The 21,032-nt window shown below is 41.7% G+C and carries 20 protein-coding genes; 11 read left to right on the top strand and 9 right to left on the bottom strand.

The features are described from left to right. Positions 1 to 117: 117 nt before the first annotated feature. The 6 genes from IEE84_RS01655 (at position 118) to IEE84_RS01630 (ending at position 5,335) form a co-directional block, all read left to right on the top strand. Positions 118 to 726, top strand: coding sequence for a rhomboid family intramembrane serine protease (locus IEE84_RS01655; RefSeq protein ID WP_191114671.1), 609 nt, complete (start codon positions 118 to 120; stop codon positions 724 to 726). 103 nt (positions 727 to 829) lie between these two features. Continuing rightward, positions 830 to 1,786 (top strand): metallophosphoesterase, encoded by a 957-nt coding sequence (locus IEE84_RS01650; RefSeq protein ID WP_191114670.1) that lies wholly within the window; start codon positions 830 to 832, stop codon positions 1,784 to 1,786. A gap of 107 nt (positions 1,787 to 1,893) precedes the next feature. Then, a complete protein-coding gene (purE, locus tag IEE84_RS01645; protein ID WP_082624535.1) occupies positions 1,894 to 2,445 on the top strand; it encodes a 5-(carboxyamino)imidazole ribonucleotide mutase in 552 nt (183 codons plus the stop codon). Between the two features lie 199 nt (positions 2,446 to 2,644). Continuing rightward, on the top strand, positions 2,645 to 4,009 hold the full coding sequence (locus IEE84_RS01640; protein WP_191114669.1) for a 5-(carboxyamino)imidazole ribonucleotide synthase: 1,365 nt from the start codon (positions 2,645 to 2,647) through the stop codon (positions 4,007 to 4,009). Then, positions 4,009 to 4,458 (top strand): YaiI/YqxD family protein, encoded by a 450-nt coding sequence (locus IEE84_RS01635; RefSeq protein ID WP_102093310.1) that lies wholly within the window; start codon positions 4,009 to 4,011, stop codon positions 4,456 to 4,458. The genes IEE84_RS01640 and IEE84_RS01635 overlap by 1 nt, the downstream gene beginning before the upstream one ends. A gap of 235 nt (positions 4,459 to 4,693) precedes the next feature. Further along, on the top strand, positions 4,694 to 5,335 hold the full coding sequence (locus IEE84_RS01630) for an NAD(P)H-binding protein (RefSeq protein WP_191114668.1): 642 nt from the start codon (positions 4,694 to 4,696) through the stop codon (positions 5,333 to 5,335). Between the two features lie 158 nt (positions 5,336 to 5,493). On the opposite strand, the gene epmA is transcribed toward IEE84_RS01630, so the two are convergent. The 3 genes from epmA to IEE84_RS01615 form a co-directional block, all read right to left on the bottom strand. Beyond that, positions 5,494 to 6,522, bottom strand: coding sequence for an EF-P lysine aminoacylase EpmA (gene epmA, locus IEE84_RS01625; RefSeq protein WP_191114667.1), 1,029 nt, complete (start codon positions 6,520 to 6,522; stop codon positions 5,494 to 5,496). Positions 6,523 to 6,572: 50 nt separating this feature from the next. Next, positions 6,573 to 7,682: a 4-phosphoerythronate dehydrogenase gene (locus tag IEE84_RS01620; protein ID WP_191115338.1), complete on the bottom strand. Its 1,110-nt coding sequence runs from the start codon at positions 7,680 to 7,682 to the stop codon at positions 6,573 to 6,575. 108 nt (positions 7,683 to 7,790) lie between these two features. After that, a complete protein-coding gene (locus tag IEE84_RS01615; protein WP_191114666.1) occupies positions 7,791 to 8,918 on the bottom strand; it encodes an AI-2E family transporter in 1,128 nt (375 codons plus the stop codon). An 875-nt stretch (positions 8,919 to 9,793) separates the two neighbouring features. Here IEE84_RS01615 and IEE84_RS01610 point away from each other — a divergent pair. Together IEE84_RS01610 and paeA are read left to right on the top strand one after the other, a co-directional pair. Further along, positions 9,794 to 11,485 (top strand): NAD+ synthase, encoded by a 1,692-nt coding sequence (locus IEE84_RS01610; protein ID WP_057758259.1) that lies wholly within the window; start codon positions 9,794 to 9,796, stop codon positions 11,483 to 11,485. A gap of 212 nt (positions 11,486 to 11,697) precedes the next feature. Then, positions 11,698 to 12,972: a polyamine export protein PaeA gene (gene paeA / locus IEE84_RS01605; RefSeq protein WP_057758257.1), complete on the top strand. Its 1,275-nt coding sequence runs from the start codon at positions 11,698 to 11,700 to the stop codon at positions 12,970 to 12,972. A 46-nt stretch (positions 12,973 to 13,018) separates the two neighbouring features. Here the strand turns inward: paeA and IEE84_RS01600 are convergent, their stop codons facing one another. Then, entirely contained in the window at positions 13,019 to 13,735 is a 717-nt protein-coding gene (locus tag IEE84_RS01600; protein ID WP_224737843.1) for a YggS family pyridoxal phosphate-dependent enzyme, read from the bottom strand. Positions 13,736 to 14,077: 342 nt separating this feature from the next. Here IEE84_RS01600 and IEE84_RS01595 point away from each other — a divergent pair, with 342 nt between their 5' ends. Then, complete coding sequence (locus IEE84_RS01595; RefSeq protein WP_179798169.1) at positions 14,078 to 15,133, top strand: type IV pilus twitching motility protein PilT; 1,056 nt, start codon at positions 14,078 to 14,080, stop codon at positions 15,131 to 15,133. Between the two features lie 132 nt (positions 15,134 to 15,265). After that, positions 15,266 to 16,387 (top strand): PilT/PilU family type 4a pilus ATPase, encoded by a 1,122-nt coding sequence (locus tag IEE84_RS01590; protein ID WP_191114665.1) that lies wholly within the window; start codon positions 15,266 to 15,268, stop codon positions 16,385 to 16,387. 126 nt (positions 16,388 to 16,513) lie between these two features. Here IEE84_RS01590 and fur read toward each other — a convergent pair whose 3' ends face one another. After that, positions 16,514 to 16,948 carry a ferric iron uptake transcriptional regulator gene (fur, locus tag IEE84_RS01585; RefSeq protein ID WP_057758249.1) on the bottom strand — a complete coding sequence of 145 codons (435 nt, stop codon included), beginning with the start codon at positions 16,946 to 16,948 and terminating at the stop codon, positions 16,514 to 16,516. A gap of 317 nt (positions 16,949 to 17,265) precedes the next feature. Between fur and IEE84_RS01580 the strand changes: the two genes are divergently transcribed. Beyond that, positions 17,266 to 17,685, top strand: a complete 420-nt coding sequence (locus tag IEE84_RS01580) for an outer membrane protein assembly factor BamE (RefSeq protein ID WP_191114664.1) — start codon at positions 17,266 to 17,268, stop codon at positions 17,683 to 17,685. Positions 17,686 to 17,719: 34 nt separating this feature from the next. On the opposite strand, the gene IEE84_RS01575 is transcribed toward IEE84_RS01580, so the two are convergent. From IEE84_RS01575 to IEE84_RS01560, 4 genes are all read right to left on the bottom strand, one after another. Continuing rightward, entirely contained in the window at positions 17,720 to 18,091 is a 372-nt protein-coding gene (locus IEE84_RS01575) for an RnfH family protein (protein WP_224737840.1), read from the bottom strand. After that, entirely contained in the window at positions 18,079 to 19,212 is a 1,134-nt protein-coding gene (locus IEE84_RS01570; protein WP_191114663.1) for a hypothetical protein, read from the bottom strand. The genes IEE84_RS01575 and IEE84_RS01570 overlap by 13 nt, the downstream gene beginning before the upstream one ends. A gap of 353 nt (positions 19,213 to 19,565) precedes the next feature. Continuing rightward, positions 19,566 to 20,234, bottom strand: a complete 669-nt coding sequence (locus IEE84_RS01565) for a c-type cytochrome (protein WP_101205531.1) — start codon at positions 20,232 to 20,234, stop codon at positions 19,566 to 19,568. Between the two features lie 318 nt (positions 20,235 to 20,552). Further along, entirely contained in the window at positions 20,553 to 20,888 is a 336-nt protein-coding gene (locus tag IEE84_RS01560; protein WP_057758239.1) for a c-type cytochrome, read from the bottom strand. Between the last annotated feature and the right edge of the window lie 144 nt (positions 20,889 to 21,032).

Raw genomic sequence — 21,032 nt, 5'->3', positions numbered from 1 at the left:
GATCAGACGTCAAACTTACTTTTTAATCAGCCGTAATGCTTAGGCTTTGAATATTGTCATTTGTAGCTTGTCATTTGTAACATTGTCACATATCAGGCACGGCCTAAGGATTTTCCTTTGTTAAACCATACGACGCTTATTATCATTATTACCGTTATTGTCAGCTTATTGGCTTGGCAAAACAAGACGCTATTTAATCGACTGATCTTTTATCCGCCAGCAGTCAACAATGGGCAATGGGATCGCTTTGTGACCCATGGCTTTATCCATGCTGATAGTATGCATTTGCTCTTTAATATGTTTACTTTATATTTCTTTGGGCGTGCTATCGAAGGACTATATCAGCCGTTTTTATTCGGCTACGGTTTTGTGGTTTTTTATGTGTTGGCAATTATCGTTGCCATGATTCCAAGTTACGTGAAAAATAAGAACAACGCCAGTTATTTGAGTTTAGGCGCATCAGGCGGTGTATCGGCTGTGCTATTTGCTTTTATCCTGCTAGCACCGTGGGAGAGAATTTACCTCTTTGCCGTAATTCCTATTCCTGCGATACTATTTGCCGTGGCTTATATATTTTATAGTCTCTATGCTGATCGCCGCGGTGGCTCAAATATCAATCACATGGCTCATATGTGGGGCGGTGCATTTGGCGTTATCGCTACGATTGTTTTGGAACCAAAAGTACTACCGCACTTTATCAATGCGTTACTATCACCAGGATTTTAGACATTTCTACGTATAGTAAAGCTATCACTTTAAACACAGCTATACTCTATAAATACTATTTTGCGCAGGGTACACTTCTACATTTGAGATTTAGTAATACATTATGATTATAGATATTATCGGTGATATACATGGTTATGCAGACAAACTGATCGGTCTGCTGCATCAGTTGGGCTATAAGCATAACGGTCAGCATTTCGTGCCACCGACAGGTCATAGGGCTTTGTTCATTGGTGATTTGATCGATCGTGGTTCGCAGCAACTAGCTACACTGGAAATTGTCTTTGCAATGCTAGATGCCGATGTAGCCGATGCAGTAATGGGCAACCATGAATATAATGCGTTGGCATATGCCACGCGCGATCCTGATAATACTAGCCAGTATTTACGCTCGCACAATGATATCCATAGACGCCAACATGAGGCGTTTCTAGCAGAGATACTATTCGGCTCAGAGCAACATGAGTACTGGTTGCAGCGTCTATACGAAATTCCATTATGGATTGAGACCGACTACGCCTGTTTTGTACATGCTTGCTGGGATACAGATAGCATGGCGATACTAAAGCCCCTTCTGAATGACGATAACTGTCTGACTCCAGCAGGTTTAATCGAAACGGCTAAAGAAGATACCGTTGCCTTTGACGCTTTGGAGCGAGTACTAAAAGGGGTTGAAACAGGCTTACCTGATGGCATTGTGATGGTAGACAAAGAAGGTACCGAGCGTACGCGAGTACGAGTACGTTGGTGGCTAGATGAGCTAAATACACGCACACTTCGTGAAGTGTCTCGTGCTCCATCGTCCGCATTGGCACAAATACCGCCTGATGCGCTGGCTGAAAATATTGACTTTGCGCTAAAAACTCATAAACCTGTGTTCGTCGGACATTATTGGCTCACTGGCACCCCTGAGCCACTCAGTCCACAAGTTGCTTGTACCGACTACTCTGCAGCAGTAGATAGCGGCTATCTAACATGCTATCAACTGGATACCGAACATCCATTACCATTGACGGTCAATCACTTTGTTCAGCATTATCACGATGAAAAACATGTATAAAATCGTGATATCACTGCAATTAGCGCCAGACAAGTATTAAAAGTCAAACTTGACTTTACGAGTGTAGCAAAATTTTTGTATGATGGTCTTTTTGAGGATATCCAATCATGAGCACCACGAATACTGCTGCTAACCAGAACGGTCCAATCACCTCCCCTGCTGGTCAGCCGAAAGTCGGCATTATCATGGGTTCGCAGTCTGACTGGGCGACTATGAGTGCTGCTGCGCAATTGCTTGCAGACTTTGACATTGCTTTTGATTGTGAAGTGGTCTCTGCACACCGTACGCCTGATAGATTATTTGATTATGCCAAAAGCGCAAAAGATAATGGTCTACAAGTGATCATTGCTGGTGCAGGCGGTGCCGCTCATCTGCCGGGTATGTGTGCCAGTCAAACGCCGCTACCTGTCTTTGGTGTCCCCGTAAAGTCATCTATGCTGAGCGGTTGGGATAGTCTACTGTCTATCGTACAAATGCCAAAAGGCGTCGCTGTTGGTACTTTGGCGATTGGTGCTGCTGGTGCTTATAATGCTGCCCTACTTGCAATTCAAGTATTGGCATTGCATGATGATACGATTGCTACCAAGCTCGATCAGATGCGCCAGTCTCAGACTGAGACTATTCTTGCTAGCCCAACACCAGGTATTATCAATCCTTAGGTAAATATAAATCGATAAGCTTTTATATAGCAGCGTCTTTTAGATTGACCGCTTAACAATTGAAGTTATCAATGTATATTTTTAAGCAATTCCGAGTAGAGATAAGGTGCATACAGTGCACCTTTTCCTATTTTCACCCATTGAGTTTTAGATTTTTATATACCAAACACCTTATTCACTTTTATTCAAAGAGCCTGCCATGACTACAGCAAACGCTTATCCTGTTACCCAAACCATTCGTACCATCGGTATTTTAGGCGGTGGTCAGCTTGGTATGATGCTTGCCGAAGCCGCCATGCCATTGGGTTACCAATGCGTATTCTTAGAAGACAATCCAGAATGCCCTGCCAGCTTATACGGTCGTGTCTTTCATAGCGATCAATTAGAAGACTTTATCGCAGCAGCGGATGTCTTTACGTTAGAATTTGAAAACACGCCAACGTCTACTGTTGAGCAATTGGTTAGCTTGTCAAAATCTGGCAGCAAGCAAGGGATGTTCCCACCGCTGATTGCGCTTGATATTGCCCAAGATCGTCTAAAAGAAAAGCAGATGTTCAACACGCTTGATATCGCAACCGTGCCATTTATGGAAGTAAATTCTGAAGCTGAGCTTAAGCACGCTTGTAAAGAATTAGGACTGCCTATCGTTCTAAAAACCAGCCGAGGTGGTTACGATGGCAAAGGACAGTTCGTTATCAAGCAAGACAGTGATATTAAAACTGCTTGGCTAGATTTAAAGGACGCTGTCAGTGGCAAAGGCTCACTCACGCCAACGCCTGCGCCGTTAATTGCTGAAGGTTTTATTAACTTTAGCCGTGAAGTCTCTATCATTGCAGCAAGAGCGCAAAATGGTCAGGTACGCTGTTACGATTTGGTCGAAAATCATCATCACAACGGTATTTTGGCCAAAACTCAAGCGCCTGCTGTTGGCACGAGTCATCTGTTTCAACAAGCAACAGACGCCATTACCAAAGTCATGAACCATTTGGACTATGTCGGCGTTATGGCGCTTGAATTATTCGTCACCAAAGATGCTCGCGGTCACAACGCAATATTGGCGAATGAGATCGCACCACGGGTCCACAACTCTGGACACTGGAGTATCGAAGGCGCTATTACCAGCCAGTTTGAGAACCATATCCGTGCCGTGGTTAATTTGCCATTAGGCGATACAGATAACGTGCATCCTGCGATTATGGTAAATGTGCTGGGTCAATATCCTGATATCAGTGCAGTGTTAAATATCGATGGCGCTCATTATCATAGCTATCATAAGGCTGAGCGTGACGATCGTAAGATTGCTCATATCACCTTGATGCCTAATGACGTGACAGATTTAGAGCCTGCTATGGCAAAACTGGTCGCTATCTTGCCAAACAAGGTTGGTCTAGATAAAGAATATGCAAATGTAGATACTCAGCCTAGTAAAGCAGACGTCGATACTAAGAGTAATGCTAAAAATAGCGCTCAGAACAGTATTCAAAATGATGCCAAAGCTGATGACCTAGACAATAAAGACAGCCTAACTGCTAATCCATCAAAATCTGAGAAGGCCAAAAAATAATGCAGATTTGGGTGGACGCAGACTCGGTGCCATTGATTGCCAAAGACCTAATTATTAAAACGGCTGAACGTACCAAGACCATGGCCATATTTGTGGCCAATCAGCCGATTAAGCTACGCAAGTCGCCCTTACTTGTCATGACAGTCGTGCCATCAGGGTTCGACAAAGCGGATGATTATATCGTCGAGCAGATACAGGCTGGTGACTTGGCTATCACTAGCGACATTCCTTTGGCCAATGACATTTTGGATAAAGGTGGTATGGTATTGACGACGCGCGGCGTGGTCTACGATAAGAACAACATCAAGCAAAAGCTCAATATGCGCGACTTTATGGACACCATGCGCGGTACTGGCGTCCTAGAGTTACAGGAAATGAGCGGTCAGAAACCCTACGGCGATCGAGATAAAAAAGCCTTTGCCGATGGTCTCAATCGCTTGGTTCGTTAGTGCTTTTTATCGTTCTATCTGACGCCTACCCATGCTGCTATCTATTACATGATGCTATCTAAGCGACGTTTGCTTCCTTGCAAACTGTATACACTCTATAACCAAACACTATTCAATCAGCACGCTTTATAACGAAGCGTGCTACCTATCTTTGTTACTCTATATTCGGTTTTTAAGATAAATGAACTTACTGAATAATTTAAACAATAGAATTTAAATAAAAATAGGAATGGTTATGAAAATTTTAGTCGTTGGTGCAAGTGGTCGAGTGGGCGGAGATTTGGTTAAGCAGTTATTGGCTGAGGATCATCAAGTTATTGGCACGACTCGTCAGAAAGAAAAACTATTTGATAATGACAACTATACCCAGCTAGATTTAGACATTACAGCCAGTAAAGAGTCTATTGAAAAACAACTGGATCAGGATATAGAGGCTGTTTACTTTGTAGCAGGATCTGGTGGCAAAAACGTCTTAGAAGTAGATCTGCATGGTGCCGTGAAAACGATGCAAGCGGCACAAGATAAAGGTATTAAACGTTATATTATGCTGAGCTCAGTCTTCTCACTAGAAACTGACAAATGGGATGAAAACCCTGGTATTACAGATCTAAAAGAATACTATATCTCTAAACACTACGCTGATCACTGGTTAGTGAATAACAGTTCGCTTGACTACACTATCGTACAGCCAGGCGCACTAAAAGAACGCGCTGGTACAGGCAAAATCACTATCAACGATACCAGCTCTGGTGAGAATGCAATCGAAGATGTAGCGACAACGCTAGCCGCAGTGCTAACCGCAGATAACACCATAGGCAAAGTCTTCAATCTACACAATGGTGATATCGATATCAATGAAGCAGTTGCTACGGTATAAATAAATTTAGCATTACCAAAATTGGTTGTGAACACTAGATTTTAGAAGCAGCCAATACAAAAGGTCGTTATCGATTCGCCAATATCTAATTGGTAAATCGGCAACGACCTTTTTATTATGTATTTAGATTACAGCTAATCTAAAAGAAGCTCATTCAATTATGCTTGCCCACTGGGAAAAGGAATGACTTCTTCCAAGCTACTTGCACCTGTTACAACCATTAGCAATCTATCCATACCGACTGCGATACCGCTACATGGCATCAAATCATTGGAGGCAGCTAATAGATGTTCATCAATTGGCATTTGAGGTAGAGCATGACGCGCGCGTAATTGATTATCCTGTTCGAAACGGTTGCGCAATGCTTGACCATCTGCTAGTTCATCATAGGCATTGGCAATCTCAATGCCGTTAATGTATAGCTCGAAACGTTTCGCAATTTTATTACCGTCTTTATCCATGGCTGTCTTCGCTAGTGCAGCGGTCGCAGGTGGATACTCTATAATCAATGTCGGCAAATCATGACCTAGGTTTGGCTCTACGGCATGACTGAATAACAAATCTAACCAGCTCTGACGACGGTTTTCTTCGCTGTCTTCAGCATTATTAAAATCAAATCCTGTCAAACCCATATCTTCTGCCACGGCTTGCAATGCAATTAAACTCGCTGTCAACGGATGGATGCCCACGAAGTCCATAAAGGCATCGACATAGCGATAATGACTCATCACAACAGAATGACCATAGAGTGTCTCTAACAACTCATTAAGTTCAGTTGCCATCTCGTCCAGACTATAATTAGGTCGATACCATTCAAGCATCGTAAATTCAATATTATGACGCGTGCCTATTTCATTATCACGAAAGACAGGACAAATCTGATAAATAGGTACTTGCCAGCTGGCTAATAAACGCTTCATCGCAAACTCAGGCGAGGTATGCAAATAATAAGTGCGTGGACGGTCTTGATAGGTCACATGAGCTGCTACAGACTGCAAAAAAGTGTCTGTATTACCTGCTTGGGATAATAGCGGTGTTTGCACTTCCAGCACTTGTCGACTGGTAAAAAACCGCCGAATACTACTGATAAATTGCGCGCGTTGTTGTGCCATCGCAAGTGTCATGGTTGGTGCATAGCTAGGCTTAGAATTAATAAGCTGCGAAGAAATGTTGTTTGCTTGAGTCATTGGGCTCTACTGCGACTGATGAATAATTGGTTGCTAAGTATCTTGTTTAATTAAAACTGCCACTCACGGCGCAAGTGGTAATCACGTCTCAGACCGTCAAAGTCAGCACCATTTACTTGCTCATCCACTGCTTTATTTCGCAACGAGGTATCATCCTGCATAATGTCATAAAACTTTGACAGTCTGTCTGGATGTGATTTTAGTTCAGACCATAAGAACATATTTAGCGGTAGCAGATTGGACATAGATTGAGTTGGAGGTATCGATAATTTTTCACACAAGGCATCATAAATGATTTGTGTGCCTCGTAGCTTACCTTCTAGCGTATAGCCAGCGATGTGCGGTGTGGCAATAGTAAGTTTGGATAGTAAGCTTGCTGCAATCTCTGGCTCATGCTCAAACACATCTAGCACCACTTGTCGTCCAGTATGCTCAATGTCTGCTTTAATTGCGCCTTCTTCGATCACAGGCCCGCGCGCACTATTAATTAACATCGTATCGACAGGCATCATTGCTAATGCAGCTGCGTTGATAAGGTGACGTGTTGGGTAATCACTACCTTTAGGATTCGTCGCATTCTTTTCATTTGTCAAAGGTACATGCAGACTGATCACGTCACTTTGGCTAAGTACCTGCTCAAGGCTAGCATTGTTAGTTTTAGAGGCTGGTAACAAGGGATCATAACCTAGCACCTGCCAACCCAAATCATAGGCATATTGAGCAAGTGTACTACCGATATTACCAAGACCAATGATACCTAATGTTAATGACGCTGACTGCTGCCAATACTGCGGACGCAAAGTGAAAACAGCCGTCAATACATATTGAGCCACAGAATGCTTGCTACAACCAGCCGCATTGGCAAAAGTGATATTGCGAGACGCTAGATAATCTTGATCTACATGATCGGTACCAATAGTCGCAGACCCAACAAACTGCACACTGTTATTGTCAACCAATAGCGCTTCATCTACTTTCGTCACAGAGCGTATCAGCAATACATCTGGCTGTACTCTAGCAAGTAGCGCTGCATTAATATCTCGACCAGCGACAGTAATGATATCAACCGTATGCTCAGTCAGCTGACCAAGCGTAACGTCATTAAAAAAATCATTCAGACTGGCGATATTACTGTCCGCTAAAATAGTGATATTTTTAATTGTACTTAATTTATCGATTTTATTATTCGTCGATTCTGCCATATTCTCATTTGTCATTATTCATCATCTCTATCGATAATTTTTTACGTCATATTTGCTAGCGACTTGTTATTCTGGTCCATGCACAGGATCTATCGCACGAGAGTCAGAAAGCATCACCTCCTGCTGAGCAAATATCTCATTCTTATGCTGCGATATCCACTCGCGCCATACTGCAAGCCCGATAGCCAATACGACAGGCCCGATAAACAAACCGACAAAGCCAAACGCTGTTAGACCACCCAGTACACCAATAAAAATAATGATAAAAGGAATTTTGGTCGCGCCGCTAATGACGATAGGACGAATCAAATTATCCACCCAGCTAATCACCAATACACCCCATAGTGCCAAGCCAATACCTTCTGCAGTATGTTCTTGGCTCAACAGCCAAATCGATACACCGCCCCAAACGAATGGTGTGCCAAAGGGAATCAAGGCAATAATAAACGTGACAATGGTCAATAAGATAGGACTTGGTGCACCAGCAAAGTAATAGCCGATACCAGCCAATAAAGCCTGAGCCAACGCCGTCAGTCCGATGCCGTATACCACGGCACGCGTAGTTGTACCCACAGAGTCAATATAACCGTCGATGCGATTGCCGATGATATTGCGCAGCGCTTGACGAATCTGCCGAACCAGACTAGTGCCATCTCGGTAAAAGAAGAAGAGCGTCATTAATGCCATACCGAGTTTGGCCAAACTACTGAACACCACATCGAATGCTATTTTGCCATAATATAAATGCGACTGAACCCAGATGCGAAAAGCTTCTAGCGTCCCTTCTGGGTTTTTATTGATACGCCACAGTACGTCTTTGACTTGCTGACCGATGATAGGCAAGTCTTTGAGGGAGTCAGGCACATCTAAGTAACCTACCTTGATACGATAAATCAGGTTACTAATTAGACTCAAAGCTTCTTGCTGCAAGATAAACACACCGATGACCAGTGGCACGCCTATTATCAGTGAAATGCTCACCGTCATAATAGCGGCACTAAAATCTGGGCTCAGCTTCACCTTTTCATGGAAGAAATTATAGATAGGAAAAGTTACATAGGCCAAAATCGCTGCCCACAGCGCTGGTACAATAAAAAACTGCACCACTTGAAAACACAATACGAATAGCACCACTAGCAACGTAATTGCTAATAAGCGCTGAATAATAAATTCTTTTGTCCAGTTTTCAATCATAGCGTATAAACCAAAAGCGGACAGCAAACGATAATTTTGCTGGCGAGTTTATAAATGTGTGATGAATATCAGCTCTTAGACACTGTCTGTAAGCCATATCCATTAGCGAGAGTTGCGAATCATACAAAAAAGCATTGTGTCGGACTTATATTGCTACAGACTTATAAATTCACATGAAGATTAAGTAATATAACAGTCAAATAGTATGACTGTGTTCAGCTCCATACTACAAATTCATAGCCATTTATTATCATAGACAACACAATAAAAATGCAGTTAGCACACTTTATTATGCAATAAAGCGTGTGAATTATATAACGCGTTGTTGTAATCTTTACTTACAACTTTGTCTATGCAAGCTTACTAGATGACGACGATAATGACTAGCGCATAATGCATGAATTTAGTGTGTAAAAATGATGTATTGAAAACTGCTTTTATGTTCAGCTTTGAAACTGTTATCTTATAAGGGAATCCACTGGTGCGTTCTATTTGTCGCGACAATTGATGTTATACTAAAGCAATTATTTTAAGCTTTTCAGTGTAGTTAAGTTTATTTGCACATATTTATTTACATCGTTGTACAGACATCGAATCCTCTGAGCCAGATTTTAACACCCGCTTATATCGTCTTCTTTTAGACTATCATAAGTTCTAATTTTAGGGTGTCGCTATCACTTAGAGTAAGTTACTTGAGCAAAATCATAAGTCTTTTATAAAGTCTTATACGAGATTTAGACTCAGCATATCAGCTCAATATTTGAGCTTGATATGCCAGAGTGCAGTTTTGAGTTAATTTCGGATTTACTTTGATTTTATTTGAAATCAATACAGACACACCAAATTTTAATAATATATCGATAGGAACAATAACAATGTCAAAAGACACTGATAACCCCAACTCTAACACCTCAAACGAAGCCATTAAGACCAATAAACCACAAGATACTGTCACTTTTGCCTTAGCTCAATCACATTTTTTGGTCGGTGATATCGCAACCAACGTCGAAAAAATGCGTACCCTAGCACTACAAGCACGCGAACAGGGTGCTGACGTAATCGTATTCCCAGAGTTAGCGCTGTTAGGCTACCCTCCACAAGATTTGTTGCTACGTCCAAGCTTATCAGGTCGCGTTAAAAGCGCTTTGTCTACTTTGAGTGATATCGATGATATCGTCATGATTGTCGGCTATCCGCATGTCGATCATCACGGTACTTTTAACTCTGCTGCCATCCTGCATAATGGTCATCAAAAAGGCTTTTATCATAAGCAAATTTTGCCGAATTATGGCGTGTTTGATGAACGTCGCTACTTCGACAAAGGTCGCAATCAAGTTTTATTTGACTATAAAGGCATTACTATTGGTCTGCTTATCTGTGAAGATTTATGGGAAAAAGGTCCTATCTCTGAGCTTAAAAAGCAAGGTGCTGATCTAATCGTAAGCTTAAACGCGTCACCTTTTGAGATTGAAAAGCAAGACAATCGCAAAACCATGCTGGCCAAGCGTAGTCGTGAGAATAAGCTACCTATCGTCTATGTCAACGCAGTGGGCGGGCAAGACGATCTAGTGTTTGATGGTGGCTCTATGGCTGTACAAGCTGACGGTAGCATTGCTCATGAAGCGCCACGCTTTATGAACCAGTTGCTACTGGCTACGTTAGATGTGAAAACTGCTAAGTTTAACGAGCAGACCAAAGCGCCTCTAACCTTGAGCCGTGAATCTGAAATGTATCAGGCGTTAGTCGTCGGTCTACGCGACTATGTCAACCATTCAGGATTCTCTGGCATTATTGTCGGGTTGTCAGGTGGTATTGACTCAGCATTGACACTCTGTATCGCTGTTGACGCGTTAGGCGCTGATAAGGTATACGCAGTCATGATGCCATACGAGTATACCTCTCAAATCAGTCTAGAAGATGCTCAAGCCCAAGCACGTCGCTTAAATGTTTCTTACACCGTCTGCCCTATTTTTGACGCTGTCGAAGGCATCCGTCATACGTTAGCGCCTTTATTCAATAAGTCGCCAGCGGACACGACCGAAGAAAACATCCAAGCGCGCGCTCGCGGTGTTATTTTAATGGCCTTGTCCAATAAATTCGGTCATTTAGTTATTACGACTGGTAACAAGTCAGAATTGGCAGTTGGTTACTCAACGCTATATGGCGACATGGCTGGCGGCTTTGACGTATTAAAAGACGTATACAAGTCTCAAGTATATAAATTGGCAAGCTATCGTAACCGTTTAGAAGATACGCCGGTTATTCCTGAGCGCGTTATCACTCGTCCACCATCGGCTGAATTACGTCCAGATCAAAAAGATCAAGACAGCCTACCTGACTACGATGTGTTAGATGGTATCTTGACGTCATATATCGATGAAGACATGGGCTATCAAGAGATTATTGATAAAGGCTTCGATGCTGAGATGGTCGCTAAAGTTATAAAAATGGTAGACAACAGCGAATACAAACGCTTGCAATCTCCTATCGGCACTAAGATTAGCCATAAAGCTTTCGGACGTGAGCGCCGTTATCCATTGGTTAATAAGTGGTCAATCAAAGGTTAATTACTACACACCTCTCAACTTTCACTATTTATAAGTTGAGAGGTACTAGTTAGCCAGTTTTACAAGATATCGAATTTTTACTATTAGCTGGGTGCTTGCCCAGCTTTTTTGGTTTTTATCCACCAAAAATTTCTACACCTAACCTGATTTTTTCCACACAGTTTCACCAACTATTTTGCCTTAATTATCTTTATTTCTTTTTCGAGTACGTCATGAGTTTGCTAACCGCTAGTGTTTTTCTTCTTTTACTGCTTGCCTTAAGTACCTTTGTCTCTGCTGCTGAGATTGCCATTGCCGCAGGTCGTAAAATCAAGCTCCAAATTATGGCAAAAGAAGGCGATGTTCGCGCACTTGACGTCCTTAATATGCAGGAGCATCCTGGAAGTTTTATTACCGTCGTACAAATAGTGCTAAATGCGGTCGCTATTTCAGCTGGTGCCGTCGGTGAATCAGCCATCAGTCCTTATCTCGAGCAGTTATTAAATAGTGAAACAATAGCATCGGTTATATCATTTGTACTCATCACGAGTTTGTTTTCACTACTTGCCGATCTAATGCCTAGGCGTTTGGCCATGTCAAATGCTGAAACGATAGCAGTACGGCTCGTACGCCCGATGATGCTATTAATATTTATACTAAAGCCCATTATATGGGTGTTCGATGGGGCTGCAAATATCCTGTTTAAACTTTTTGGCATCTCAACCATACGTCAAGATGATATGACACCAGAAGATATTTATGCAGTGATGGATGCAGGTGCTGAAGCAGGTGTATTAAAAAAGCAAGAGCATCACTTGATCGAAAATATCTTTGATATGCAGGAGCGTACCGTCACCTCAGTAATGAACCCTCGAGAAAATATCGTTTACTTTGATACCAAGACAAGTACCGAAGAAGTCGTGAATATCATGATTGAGCAGCCACACAATAAGTTCTTGGTCTGCCATGATGACGATTTAGAACATATCGTTGGTTATGTGGAATCTCGTAGCTTTTTAGCTTTGGTTTTGAACCAACAGGAAGTTAGCCTGACAAACAAGACTCTATTGAAGCCAGCACTTTTCGTGCCTGATACGTTGTCTTTGTTTGAAGTATTAGAGATGTTTAAATCTACTGGCGCTGATTTTGCGGTTATTGTGAATGAATATGCCCTAGTCGTTGGTGTTATCACCTTAAAGGACGTGATGAGCATTGTGATGGGTGAGTTGGTAACGCTAGAGGAACAGCCTATTGTCCAGCGCACTGACAACTCCTGGTTAATCGATGGCATGACCCCTATCGAAGATGTAATTCGTGCATTAGATATCGTCGACCTACCACGCAGTCAAAATTACGAGACTATCAGTGGATTTATGATGTATATGCTCCGAAAAATTCCTAAGAAGACCGATACGATTGAGTATGCCAATTATCGATTTGAGATTATTGCGACTGATAATCTTAAAATCACACAGATGCTAGTAACCAAATTAGAAGATGTCATTTAATTTACTGGCTAGTTAAAGAATGCTTAACTAGCCTACTCATATGGTTTCAAGCACGTTGACCAAAGATAGCAGTGCCGACACGTACCATCGTTGTGCCGTTTTCTATCGCTTCTGCCATATCGCCACTCATACCCATACTAAGCGTATCCCAATTATTTAATTCTGGACAATCGGCTTTGACCTCTTCAAACAACTGCTTAGTTCGAGCAAAGGCATCCGTATTTGCTTTAGCAGGAATAATCATCAAACCTCGCAGTCGTAAGCGCTTATACCCTTTAATCGCTGTTATCAGCTCTGGCAACTGGGCTGGCAAACATCCGGACTTGCTGTCTTCATTATCGATATTTAGTTGGATCAACACATTCAATGGTAACAGGTCAGCTGGTCGTTGGTCATTCAATCGTTTGGCGATGATATCGCGCTCAACCGTTTGCACCCAATCAAAATGCTCTGCAATGTCACGTGTCTTATTACGCTGAATACTACCGATATAATGCCAAACGATACTCTTGCCTACAGGTTGAGATTTAAGATTAGTAATTTTTTCGATGGCTTCTTGTAGATAGTTTTCACCAAAATCACGCTGTCCCTGCTTCGCTAAAGTTGCGATCATATCGGCAGGTTTCGTTTTCGAAACAGCCAGCAGCATAATATTGTCAGCCTGTCTGTCAGCATGATTATACGCTTGCTTCATCTGCTTACTAACTTGTTGCCAGTTATCGATAAGTGTCACTTCATCAATATTGCCATTCATTTCCTTCATGCTCTGCCCTCATTGCTTGATTAATTTTTTGAGATTTTTTCGGCAATTTTTATTATAAAAAAAACATAACTATCCGATCCTTAAAAGTAAATTAGAAATAACTTCTATGAGAGTTATTTTAAAACGATCCAGTTCTGTTTTTTCTTAATTTAGTAGATGGTTAAATACTCACAGTCTTGTTATGATATTGTTACATGCTTTAACATATGCTGCTGATGGTAAAGACATGTACTAGTGAGTCTCTTATCATCCCTTGTTATACTAAGGCTATCGATAAATAGTTTACCACGTACTTTTATAGTGTTTTGTCTTACCTAGACTAAGTGATAGGAATATCAAATTATGGCTGAAAAAAATAATCTTAATATCGAAGACTTGCTGCGCTTTACGGTTAAACATAAGGCATCAGATTTACATATTTCAGCAGGTATGCCGGCCATGATACGTGTCGATGGTGAAATGACACGTATCAATATGCCAGAAATGACCCATCAAGTTGTGCATCAGCTTATTTATGACATTATGAATGATAAGCAACGTGCCGACTTTGAAGAGTTTTTTGAAACGGATTTTTCTTTTGAAATTCCTAATCTAGCACGTTTTCGTGTCAACGCTTTTAATCAAAACCGCGGTGCAGGTGCTGTATTTCGTACCATTCCTTCTAAAGTATTAACGATGGAAGACTTAGGTATGGGCGATGTCTTTAGACGCGTTTCAGACTTTAAGCGTGGTGTGGTATTGGTCACGGGCCCAACAGGCTCAGGTAAATCGACAACACTTGCGGCGATGATTGACTATATTAACGAAAGCCGTAAAGAGCATATTTTAACTATCGAAGACCCGATTGAATTTGTGCATCAATCTAAGAAAAGCTTGATCAACCAGCGTGAAGTACACCGTGATACTTTGGGTTTTGAGCCAGCATTGCGCTCTGCCCTACGTGAGGATCCCGATGTCATCTTAGTTGGTGAGCTACGTGATCTTGAGACTATCCGCTTAGCGTTGACCGCAGCAGAAACTGGCCACTTAGTATTCGGCACCTTGCATACCAGCTCAGCGGCTAAAACGATTGACCGTGTTATTGATGTATTTCCTGCCGCTGAAAAAGATATGATCCGCGCTATGCTATCCGAGTCGTTGCAAGCTGTTATTTCACAGACATTGTTGCGTCGTCAAGTAGGTGGACGTATAGCCGCCCATGAAATCATGATAGGTACCCCTGCTATCCGTAACTTAATACGTGAGAACAAAATTGCCCAAATGTACTCTGCTATCCAAACAGGTGCAGGCGATGGCATGATTACCCTTGATCAGACGTTAAAGAACTTGGTAAGTAAAGGAACTATTAGTAAGGATGTTGCACGTCCTTATGCCAAGCAGCCTGAGGCATTTTTATAGTACTGACAGACAGTATTGACAGATACCATCAAAAATAACAAACAACTCATGGTCTCTGTAATTACTTTCTTACTTTTTATTGACGTTTTTAAAATATGATTTTAATTGGCTTACATCTGGTACAAGTGCGATATGGACATTGATAAACTATTACAGTTAATGATCAGCAAAAATGGCTCTGACCTTTTTATTACTGCTGACGTAGCACCTTCCATGAAAGTGAATGGAAAAATTTTACCTGTCGGTAGAACACCTTTAAGTGCTGAGCAGACCATGAGATTGGTCAAAGGTGTGATGACGCCAAGCCAACGAAAAGAGTTTGAAGAAACCAATGAATGTCAATTTGCCATCTCTGATGAAGCACAGCAAGCTCGCTTTCGAGTCAGTGCATTTGTACAACGCGACATGGCAGGAATGATTTTACGGAAAATTGAAAATAATATTCCAACGGTTGAAGAGTTACGTTTACCGCCAGCGCTAAAAGAATTGGCCATGAAAAAACGCGGTATTATTCTATTAGTTGGCGCAACGGGTACAGGTAAATCCACTACCCTTGCAGCAATGATAGGACATCGCAATCAAAACTCTCATGGTCATATTATTACGATAGAAGACCCTATTGAGTTTGTTCATAAACATCGCGGCTGTATTATTACCCAGCGTGAAGTTGGTATCGATACCCATTCATTTGAAGCAGGCCTAAAAAATACGCTACGCCAAGCACCCGATGTCATCTTAATTGGCGAGATTCGTAACCGTGAAGTCATGAGCTACGCTATCCAGTACGCAGAAACAGGTCATTTAGTATTTGCAACGTTGCACGCAAACAATGCGAACCAAGCAATTGACCGTATTATTCACTTCTTTGAAACTAGTCGCCATAACCAGTTGTTTATGGATTTGTCGTTGAACTTGCGAGCTATTATCGCACAGCAACTTATCCCCACACCTGATGGTAAAGGAAGACGTGCTGCTATCGAAATTTTGCTAAATTCGCAGCTGATCAGTGACTATATCCGTAAAGGGGAGGTCCATGAAATCAAAGATGTGATGACACGTTCACGAGACAGTGGCATGCAAACCTTTGATCAGGCGCTTTTTGATTTGTATGAACAAGGAGAGATAACGTATAAAGAAGCGATCTTACATGCTGACTCTCCTAACGATCTACGCCTCAAAATTAAGCTCAGCAGCAAAAATGGCAAGGCTAATTTAGATGAAGGTGCCGATAGTTTATCGTTAGATGTGAGCTAAATTATTGCGCTTTCTACGCATAATAGACATATAAAAAGAAACCCTCGTTATAAATAACGAGGGTTTTTTACTGTTCAATATCGTAGTACTGGCAGAAATAAGCGTTTTTACTTATACGCTAGACGATTACTTCGCGCTGTCTCTACAGGCTTGATCTGCGCAAATGCCATATAACACAAGAGAATGCCCAGACAGTTTAAAGCCATGTTTTTCTGCTACTTTTAGCTGTTCTTCTTCGATGACTTCATTATGAAACTCTATAATCTTGCCACACACATCACAAACTAGGTGATCGTGATGCTCTTCTTGAGTAATCTCAAATACAGATAGATTGTTTTCAAAGTTATGACGCTCAACAATACCTGCTTGCTCAAACTGTGTTAGGACACGATAGACAGTGGCAAGACCTACGTCTTCACCTTGCTCGATAAGCGCCTTATACACTTCTTCTGCACTCATGTGATGCAGCTCTGCGCTTTCTAATAGCTCTAAAATTTTGATACGAGGTAACGTGACCTTGAGTCCTGCTCTACGTAAATCTTGATTGGTAAAAGAAGCCATAATATCCCTTTTGACTGTGACAGTCTTAACAAATAGAAAATATGAGATAAATAATCAACAAAGATTATTCTTATTTAATATAAAGTAAATTATTAATAATAAAATGATGAAACTTACGCAGACATCTCTCTTATTATTTTCTAAATATCGAGATGCAAGCCTATGAATTTAAAATATAATTAATCTAACTATTCAGATTGTGTTTGGTAAATAATGTCGTAAGTGGTAGGCAATTGCAAGTAAATGACGTATCATTTGTCCAAGATTGTCGGTCAGACTGGTACGACCTAACGCTGGCCACACCTAATTCATTTCTTATGAGTCATCTTACCATGATAAAGACATTAAATTTCCGTCCGTTAAGCCACACAAGCGCATTACGTAAGATCGTTATCACCAGTATGCTTAGCGCTACTGTTGCTATGTCTGGCTGCTCATTATTGAGTGTTTATAAGATTGATTTGCCGCAAGGCACAGCGATTACGCAAACCCAAGCTCAAAAGCTAAAAGTGGGTATGAATCAAAACCAAGTTCTTTATACTCTTGGTAGCCCTGCGATTCGAGATACTCTTGAGCCTAAACGCTGGGATTATATCTATGACTACAAAGCAGGCACTGAAGGTAGCCGTAAGGGCATCGCAGATGTCAAAAACGCTAGCCAGCATTTAGTTATTTATTTTGATGATAATGGTTTGGTCACGCGCATCGAAGGTATTGAGAGTCTACCAGCATCATAGTTAGCGAAACCTATTAGCTTAGATAGTAAACGGTTTAGTTACGAGATTTATTTTTGCGCTGAGACATAGGATCAGCGCTTAAACTGCGATATACCTCGATACGATCAAAAGGCTGTAGCAAATAGCTTAGTGGCTGTTTCTGCGCATAAATCCCTACATGCCAACGTTTCGCAGTTGGCGTGATGATATCTATTACTTGCTCACACCATTCTGCCAGTTCTGGAAATTTCTCAAGCCACCCTGCTTGCGCCAATGCTTCATGCAAACTAGTACCTTGTTTGACCCGCAAAGCTAGATAATGCTGGCGCTGCTCATCTTCAGCATACGCCAGATATATTGTCATTAGATTGGCTTGCGTAGACTGTGGCACGCTGTTGTCACGACCTTCGACTGTTAGCTCAACCACTGCATCACCCAACCTATCAATGCTAGCAGTAATGCTAATGGTACGACTAAACGTATCGCCACTCGCCACAAGTTATAAACTGCTTCATTGCTAAAATTTAACGACTTGCGTAGATGGCTAATCTTCATCTGCCAACCCGCAAATACTGATAATAATAGTACAGCAATGCTACTAATAATGACCAAGATGCCAACTAACCATGCTGTCGGAATCGCAACCACTAGTAATAACGCTACAGCAAAAGTGATTATCAAACTAACCAATAATCCAAACTTATGCGTTAACTGCTGCGTGCTGTAATGTAGCAAGTAACTGGCTACAAATAACACCCCGCCCCAATATAACAGTTGTCCAATCGGCGGTAGCGACATACCACTAGTAAATAAAGCCACTACTCCTATCAGTAGTTGCAATACCCAAATCGGTAACACTAACTTGGTGGCACGGTACTCACGAGTAGCCGCTCTGTTTTTTGTTTGCTGATTGTTGGCTTCTACCGCTGTAACTGTTTGTCTGCTCACCAAGTTCTGACCGAACCAGTATAGTCCTGTACCCGCACCGACACTGACTAAAGCTAACGCGACTGCACGTGCCCATTCCGTCAAACTGACATCAGTCATAGCAAAACCAGCACTTGGTACACCATTTGCGAACCCTAGCAGCAACCCTATTACCATCAAACCCAAACCAATAGGTAGAGGCGTAACACCCAGTAAGCTTAAGAGTACCGCGATGACCATCAGTCCTGCAGCCACTGCGAAGCTAGGCACATCGGGTACGCTATTTAGCTCAGTTAATGCAGACAATATACCCGTACTTGCGCCAGATATAACCAACGCTGCAATCACAATAGAGACTAATGCTGCTAACCAACCAAAGCTGCGCCAGATCGGACTGACATCTGCTTCACGAGTGAGCTTCTGCATACCCGCTAGAGGTCCTTCGACACTGCGATAGGCCAACGCTATCTCAGCGTAAACAACTGGCAGCGCAACCAATACCATGGCTAATAGCCACAACAGCCAAAAGTCAATCTCACCAATTGACGCAGGTGCAAACCAACGAAATAGCAATAACGGTAGTAGCGCCGCGATAAAATAAGAAGCATAACGGATCATCATAATTTCAATCCAAACGATCTAATACCATTCACAAAACTGGGTTAGCAAACAAAACACGTGCAATTACCACGCATGGTAGACTGAACATGTTTGAAAAAGCCAATCGTATTTTGAAAATTGGTATAAAGTGAATAACGATAATTTATAATTATACAGAGCAACGACTGGCTTCTGTAAATGAATTCATCTAAATACTGTCTTAATATAAGGGACAAACAGTTATAAAAAAACCCCGAAATCGGGGTTTAGTCATTCAGATATAATCAATATGCGATTCAGTACTCAGTGGCTCTACTCTATGGCCTTCTATGCAAAGCAAAGCTTGTATCAGATATTGAATTAGTGCGACTCAATTAGTGAATAGCACTTACGTAGTCTGACAAGATACGAATATCACGATCTGATAGTTTAGATGCAACCGTTTGCATCATACCCATCTCGCCTTCTTTGGCTGCATCATTGACTCGTTTTTGATCATCGCTATCGATATCATCAACACGTCCAGCGGCACGGAATAGTTTTAGCTGAGTAGCAATATACTGAGCGTGCTGTCCGCCTAGCTTTGGAAATGCAGCCCAAGTATTACCTGCAGCATCTGGACCATGACAGCCAGCACAGCCAATGACACCGCGCGACTTATCGCCGCCCAAGAATAGCTTAGTTGCTTCTTGGTTGGTTGCAGGATTGCCGTACCCGACGCCCCAAGGCGCTTGACTGGCATAGTAACCTGCTACGTTTGCTAGGTCTTGTTGAGACAGGTTAGCAACTTGTGACTGCATGATACCGTTTTTGCGATAACCTGCTTTAAAGTTGACTAGCTGTTTATATAGGTACTTTACGTTTTGGCCGCCAAGGTTTGGCTGTGCAGGAACAATGCTGACGCCATTAAGACCATGACAAGCGGCACAAACGGTTTCTGCAACTTTTTGACCTGCATTGACGTCATATTCAGGAACAATAATAGCAGCTTGTACGCTGAAACTTGCAACGCATAAGCTGGCAGCAGCGATTAACTTTTTCATTGATACAAATCCTACTAGCTCGGCGTAAGCATTATTTAGAGTGATTGCACTGGTAAGATACCTGATATAGCCGCCTCTTTAATCATGAGAATGGCGTATATTTTGAGGTCTTGGACACAAGCAGTCTGAAAGTACTTACTAACATCAGGGTTTATTTTCGATTATTATAGCAAGACTTTGTATCATTTGCCTACTTAATCATAGTATCCATCAGTTTTCTGGCAACACAATATACAATATGACGCAAAAACAAAAAGCGCAGATAGGTTGTTAGCCTAGCGCTTTATTTTATATGTTTAACTTATATTTATAAGTCGATTATTTGCTCATATACTCGATAAGTTTACGATAGTCGTCATCACTACATTTGTCGCAAAGACCACCTGCTGGCATCTGCGGCATACCACCTTTGACAGACTTAATAAGCGTCGGCATACTTTTTTGTTTAATCAGCTGTTGCCATTTGGCACTATCGCCTTTTTTGATGGCATTTAACGCCCCACTATCGTGACAGGCTGCACATGAGTTATTATAGGTAGTGGCGATATCTGCTGCCCCTGCGCTGCTAATCATAATGCCACTTAATAATAGTGCAGCACTGCTAGCCGTTATAGCGCGATAACTCGTGCTAAGAAGTTTACTGATTGAAAACATAGAGCACCTCCTCGTGATATTTCACGTGTCTCATCAATCGTTCTATTAAACATCCTTCATTAAACATTGTAACAATATATGTCATATAAACATAGAGAATTTGGATATGGCTTTGTTAAAGCTGAGAACTTGTCTTAATGACTG

The sequence above is a fragment of the Psychrobacter sp. 28M-43 genome, assembly GCF_014770435.1.
In the GTDB taxonomy this organism is placed as follows: domain Bacteria; phylum Pseudomonadota; class Gammaproteobacteria; order Pseudomonadales; family Moraxellaceae; genus Psychrobacter.
This window is presented reverse-complemented; position numbering and strand designations above follow the sequence as displayed.

Excerpts from the sequence above, each read along its gene's own strand:
- IEE84_RS01630 (WP_191114668.1), top strand. The coding sequence starts at position 4,694 with ATGAAAATTTTAGTCGTTGGTGCAAGTGGTCGAGTGGGCGGAGATTTG.
- IEE84_RS01565 (WP_101205531.1), bottom strand. The coding sequence starts at position 20,234 with ATGAAAAAGTTAATCGCTGCTGCCAGCTTATGCGTTGCAAGTTTCAGC.
- IEE84_RS01635 (WP_102093310.1), top strand. The coding sequence starts at position 4,009 with ATGCAGATTTGGGTGGACGCAGACTCGGTGCCATTGATTGCCAAAGAC.
- IEE84_RS01650 (WP_191114670.1), top strand. The coding sequence starts at position 830 with ATGATTATAGATATTATCGGTGATATACATGGTTATGCAGACAAACTG.
- IEE84_RS01580 (WP_191114664.1), top strand. The coding sequence starts at position 17,266 with ATGAGTCATCTTACCATGATAAAGACATTAAATTTCCGTCCGTTAAGC.
- fur (WP_057758249.1), bottom strand. The coding sequence starts at position 16,948 with ATGGCTTCTTTTACCAATCAAGATTTACGTAGAGCAGGACTCAAGGTC.
- IEE84_RS01590 (WP_191114665.1), top strand. The coding sequence starts at position 15,266 with ATGGACATTGATAAACTATTACAGTTAATGATCAGCAAAAATGGCTCT.
- IEE84_RS01610 (WP_057758259.1), top strand. The coding sequence starts at position 9,794 with ATGTCAAAAGACACTGATAACCCCAACTCTAACACCTCAAACGAAGCC.
- IEE84_RS01615 (WP_191114666.1), bottom strand. The coding sequence starts at position 8,918 with ATGATTGAAAACTGGACAAAAGAATTTATTATTCAGCGCTTATTAGCA.
- purE (WP_082624535.1), top strand. The coding sequence starts at position 1,894 with ATGAGCACCACGAATACTGCTGCTAACCAGAACGGTCCAATCACCTCC.
- IEE84_RS01595 (WP_179798169.1), top strand. The coding sequence starts at position 14,078 with ATGGCTGAAAAAAATAATCTTAATATCGAAGACTTGCTGCGCTTTACG.
- paeA (WP_057758257.1), top strand. The coding sequence starts at position 11,698 with ATGAGTTTGCTAACCGCTAGTGTTTTTCTTCTTTTACTGCTTGCCTTA.
- IEE84_RS01570 (WP_191114663.1), bottom strand. The coding sequence starts at position 19,212 with ATGATGATCCGTTATGCTTCTTATTTTATCGCGGCGCTACTACCGTTA.
- epmA (WP_191114667.1), bottom strand. The coding sequence starts at position 6,522 with ATGACTCAAGCAAACAACATTTCTTCGCAGCTTATTAATTCTAAGCCT.
- IEE84_RS01600 (WP_224737843.1), bottom strand. The coding sequence starts at position 13,735 with ATGAAGGAAATGAATGGCAATATTGATGAAGTGACACTTATCGATAAC.
- IEE84_RS01560 (WP_057758239.1), bottom strand. The coding sequence starts at position 20,888 with ATGTTTTCAATCAGTAAACTTCTTAGCACGAGTTATCGCGCTATAACG.
- IEE84_RS01640 (WP_191114669.1), top strand. The coding sequence starts at position 2,645 with ATGACTACAGCAAACGCTTATCCTGTTACCCAAACCATTCGTACCATC.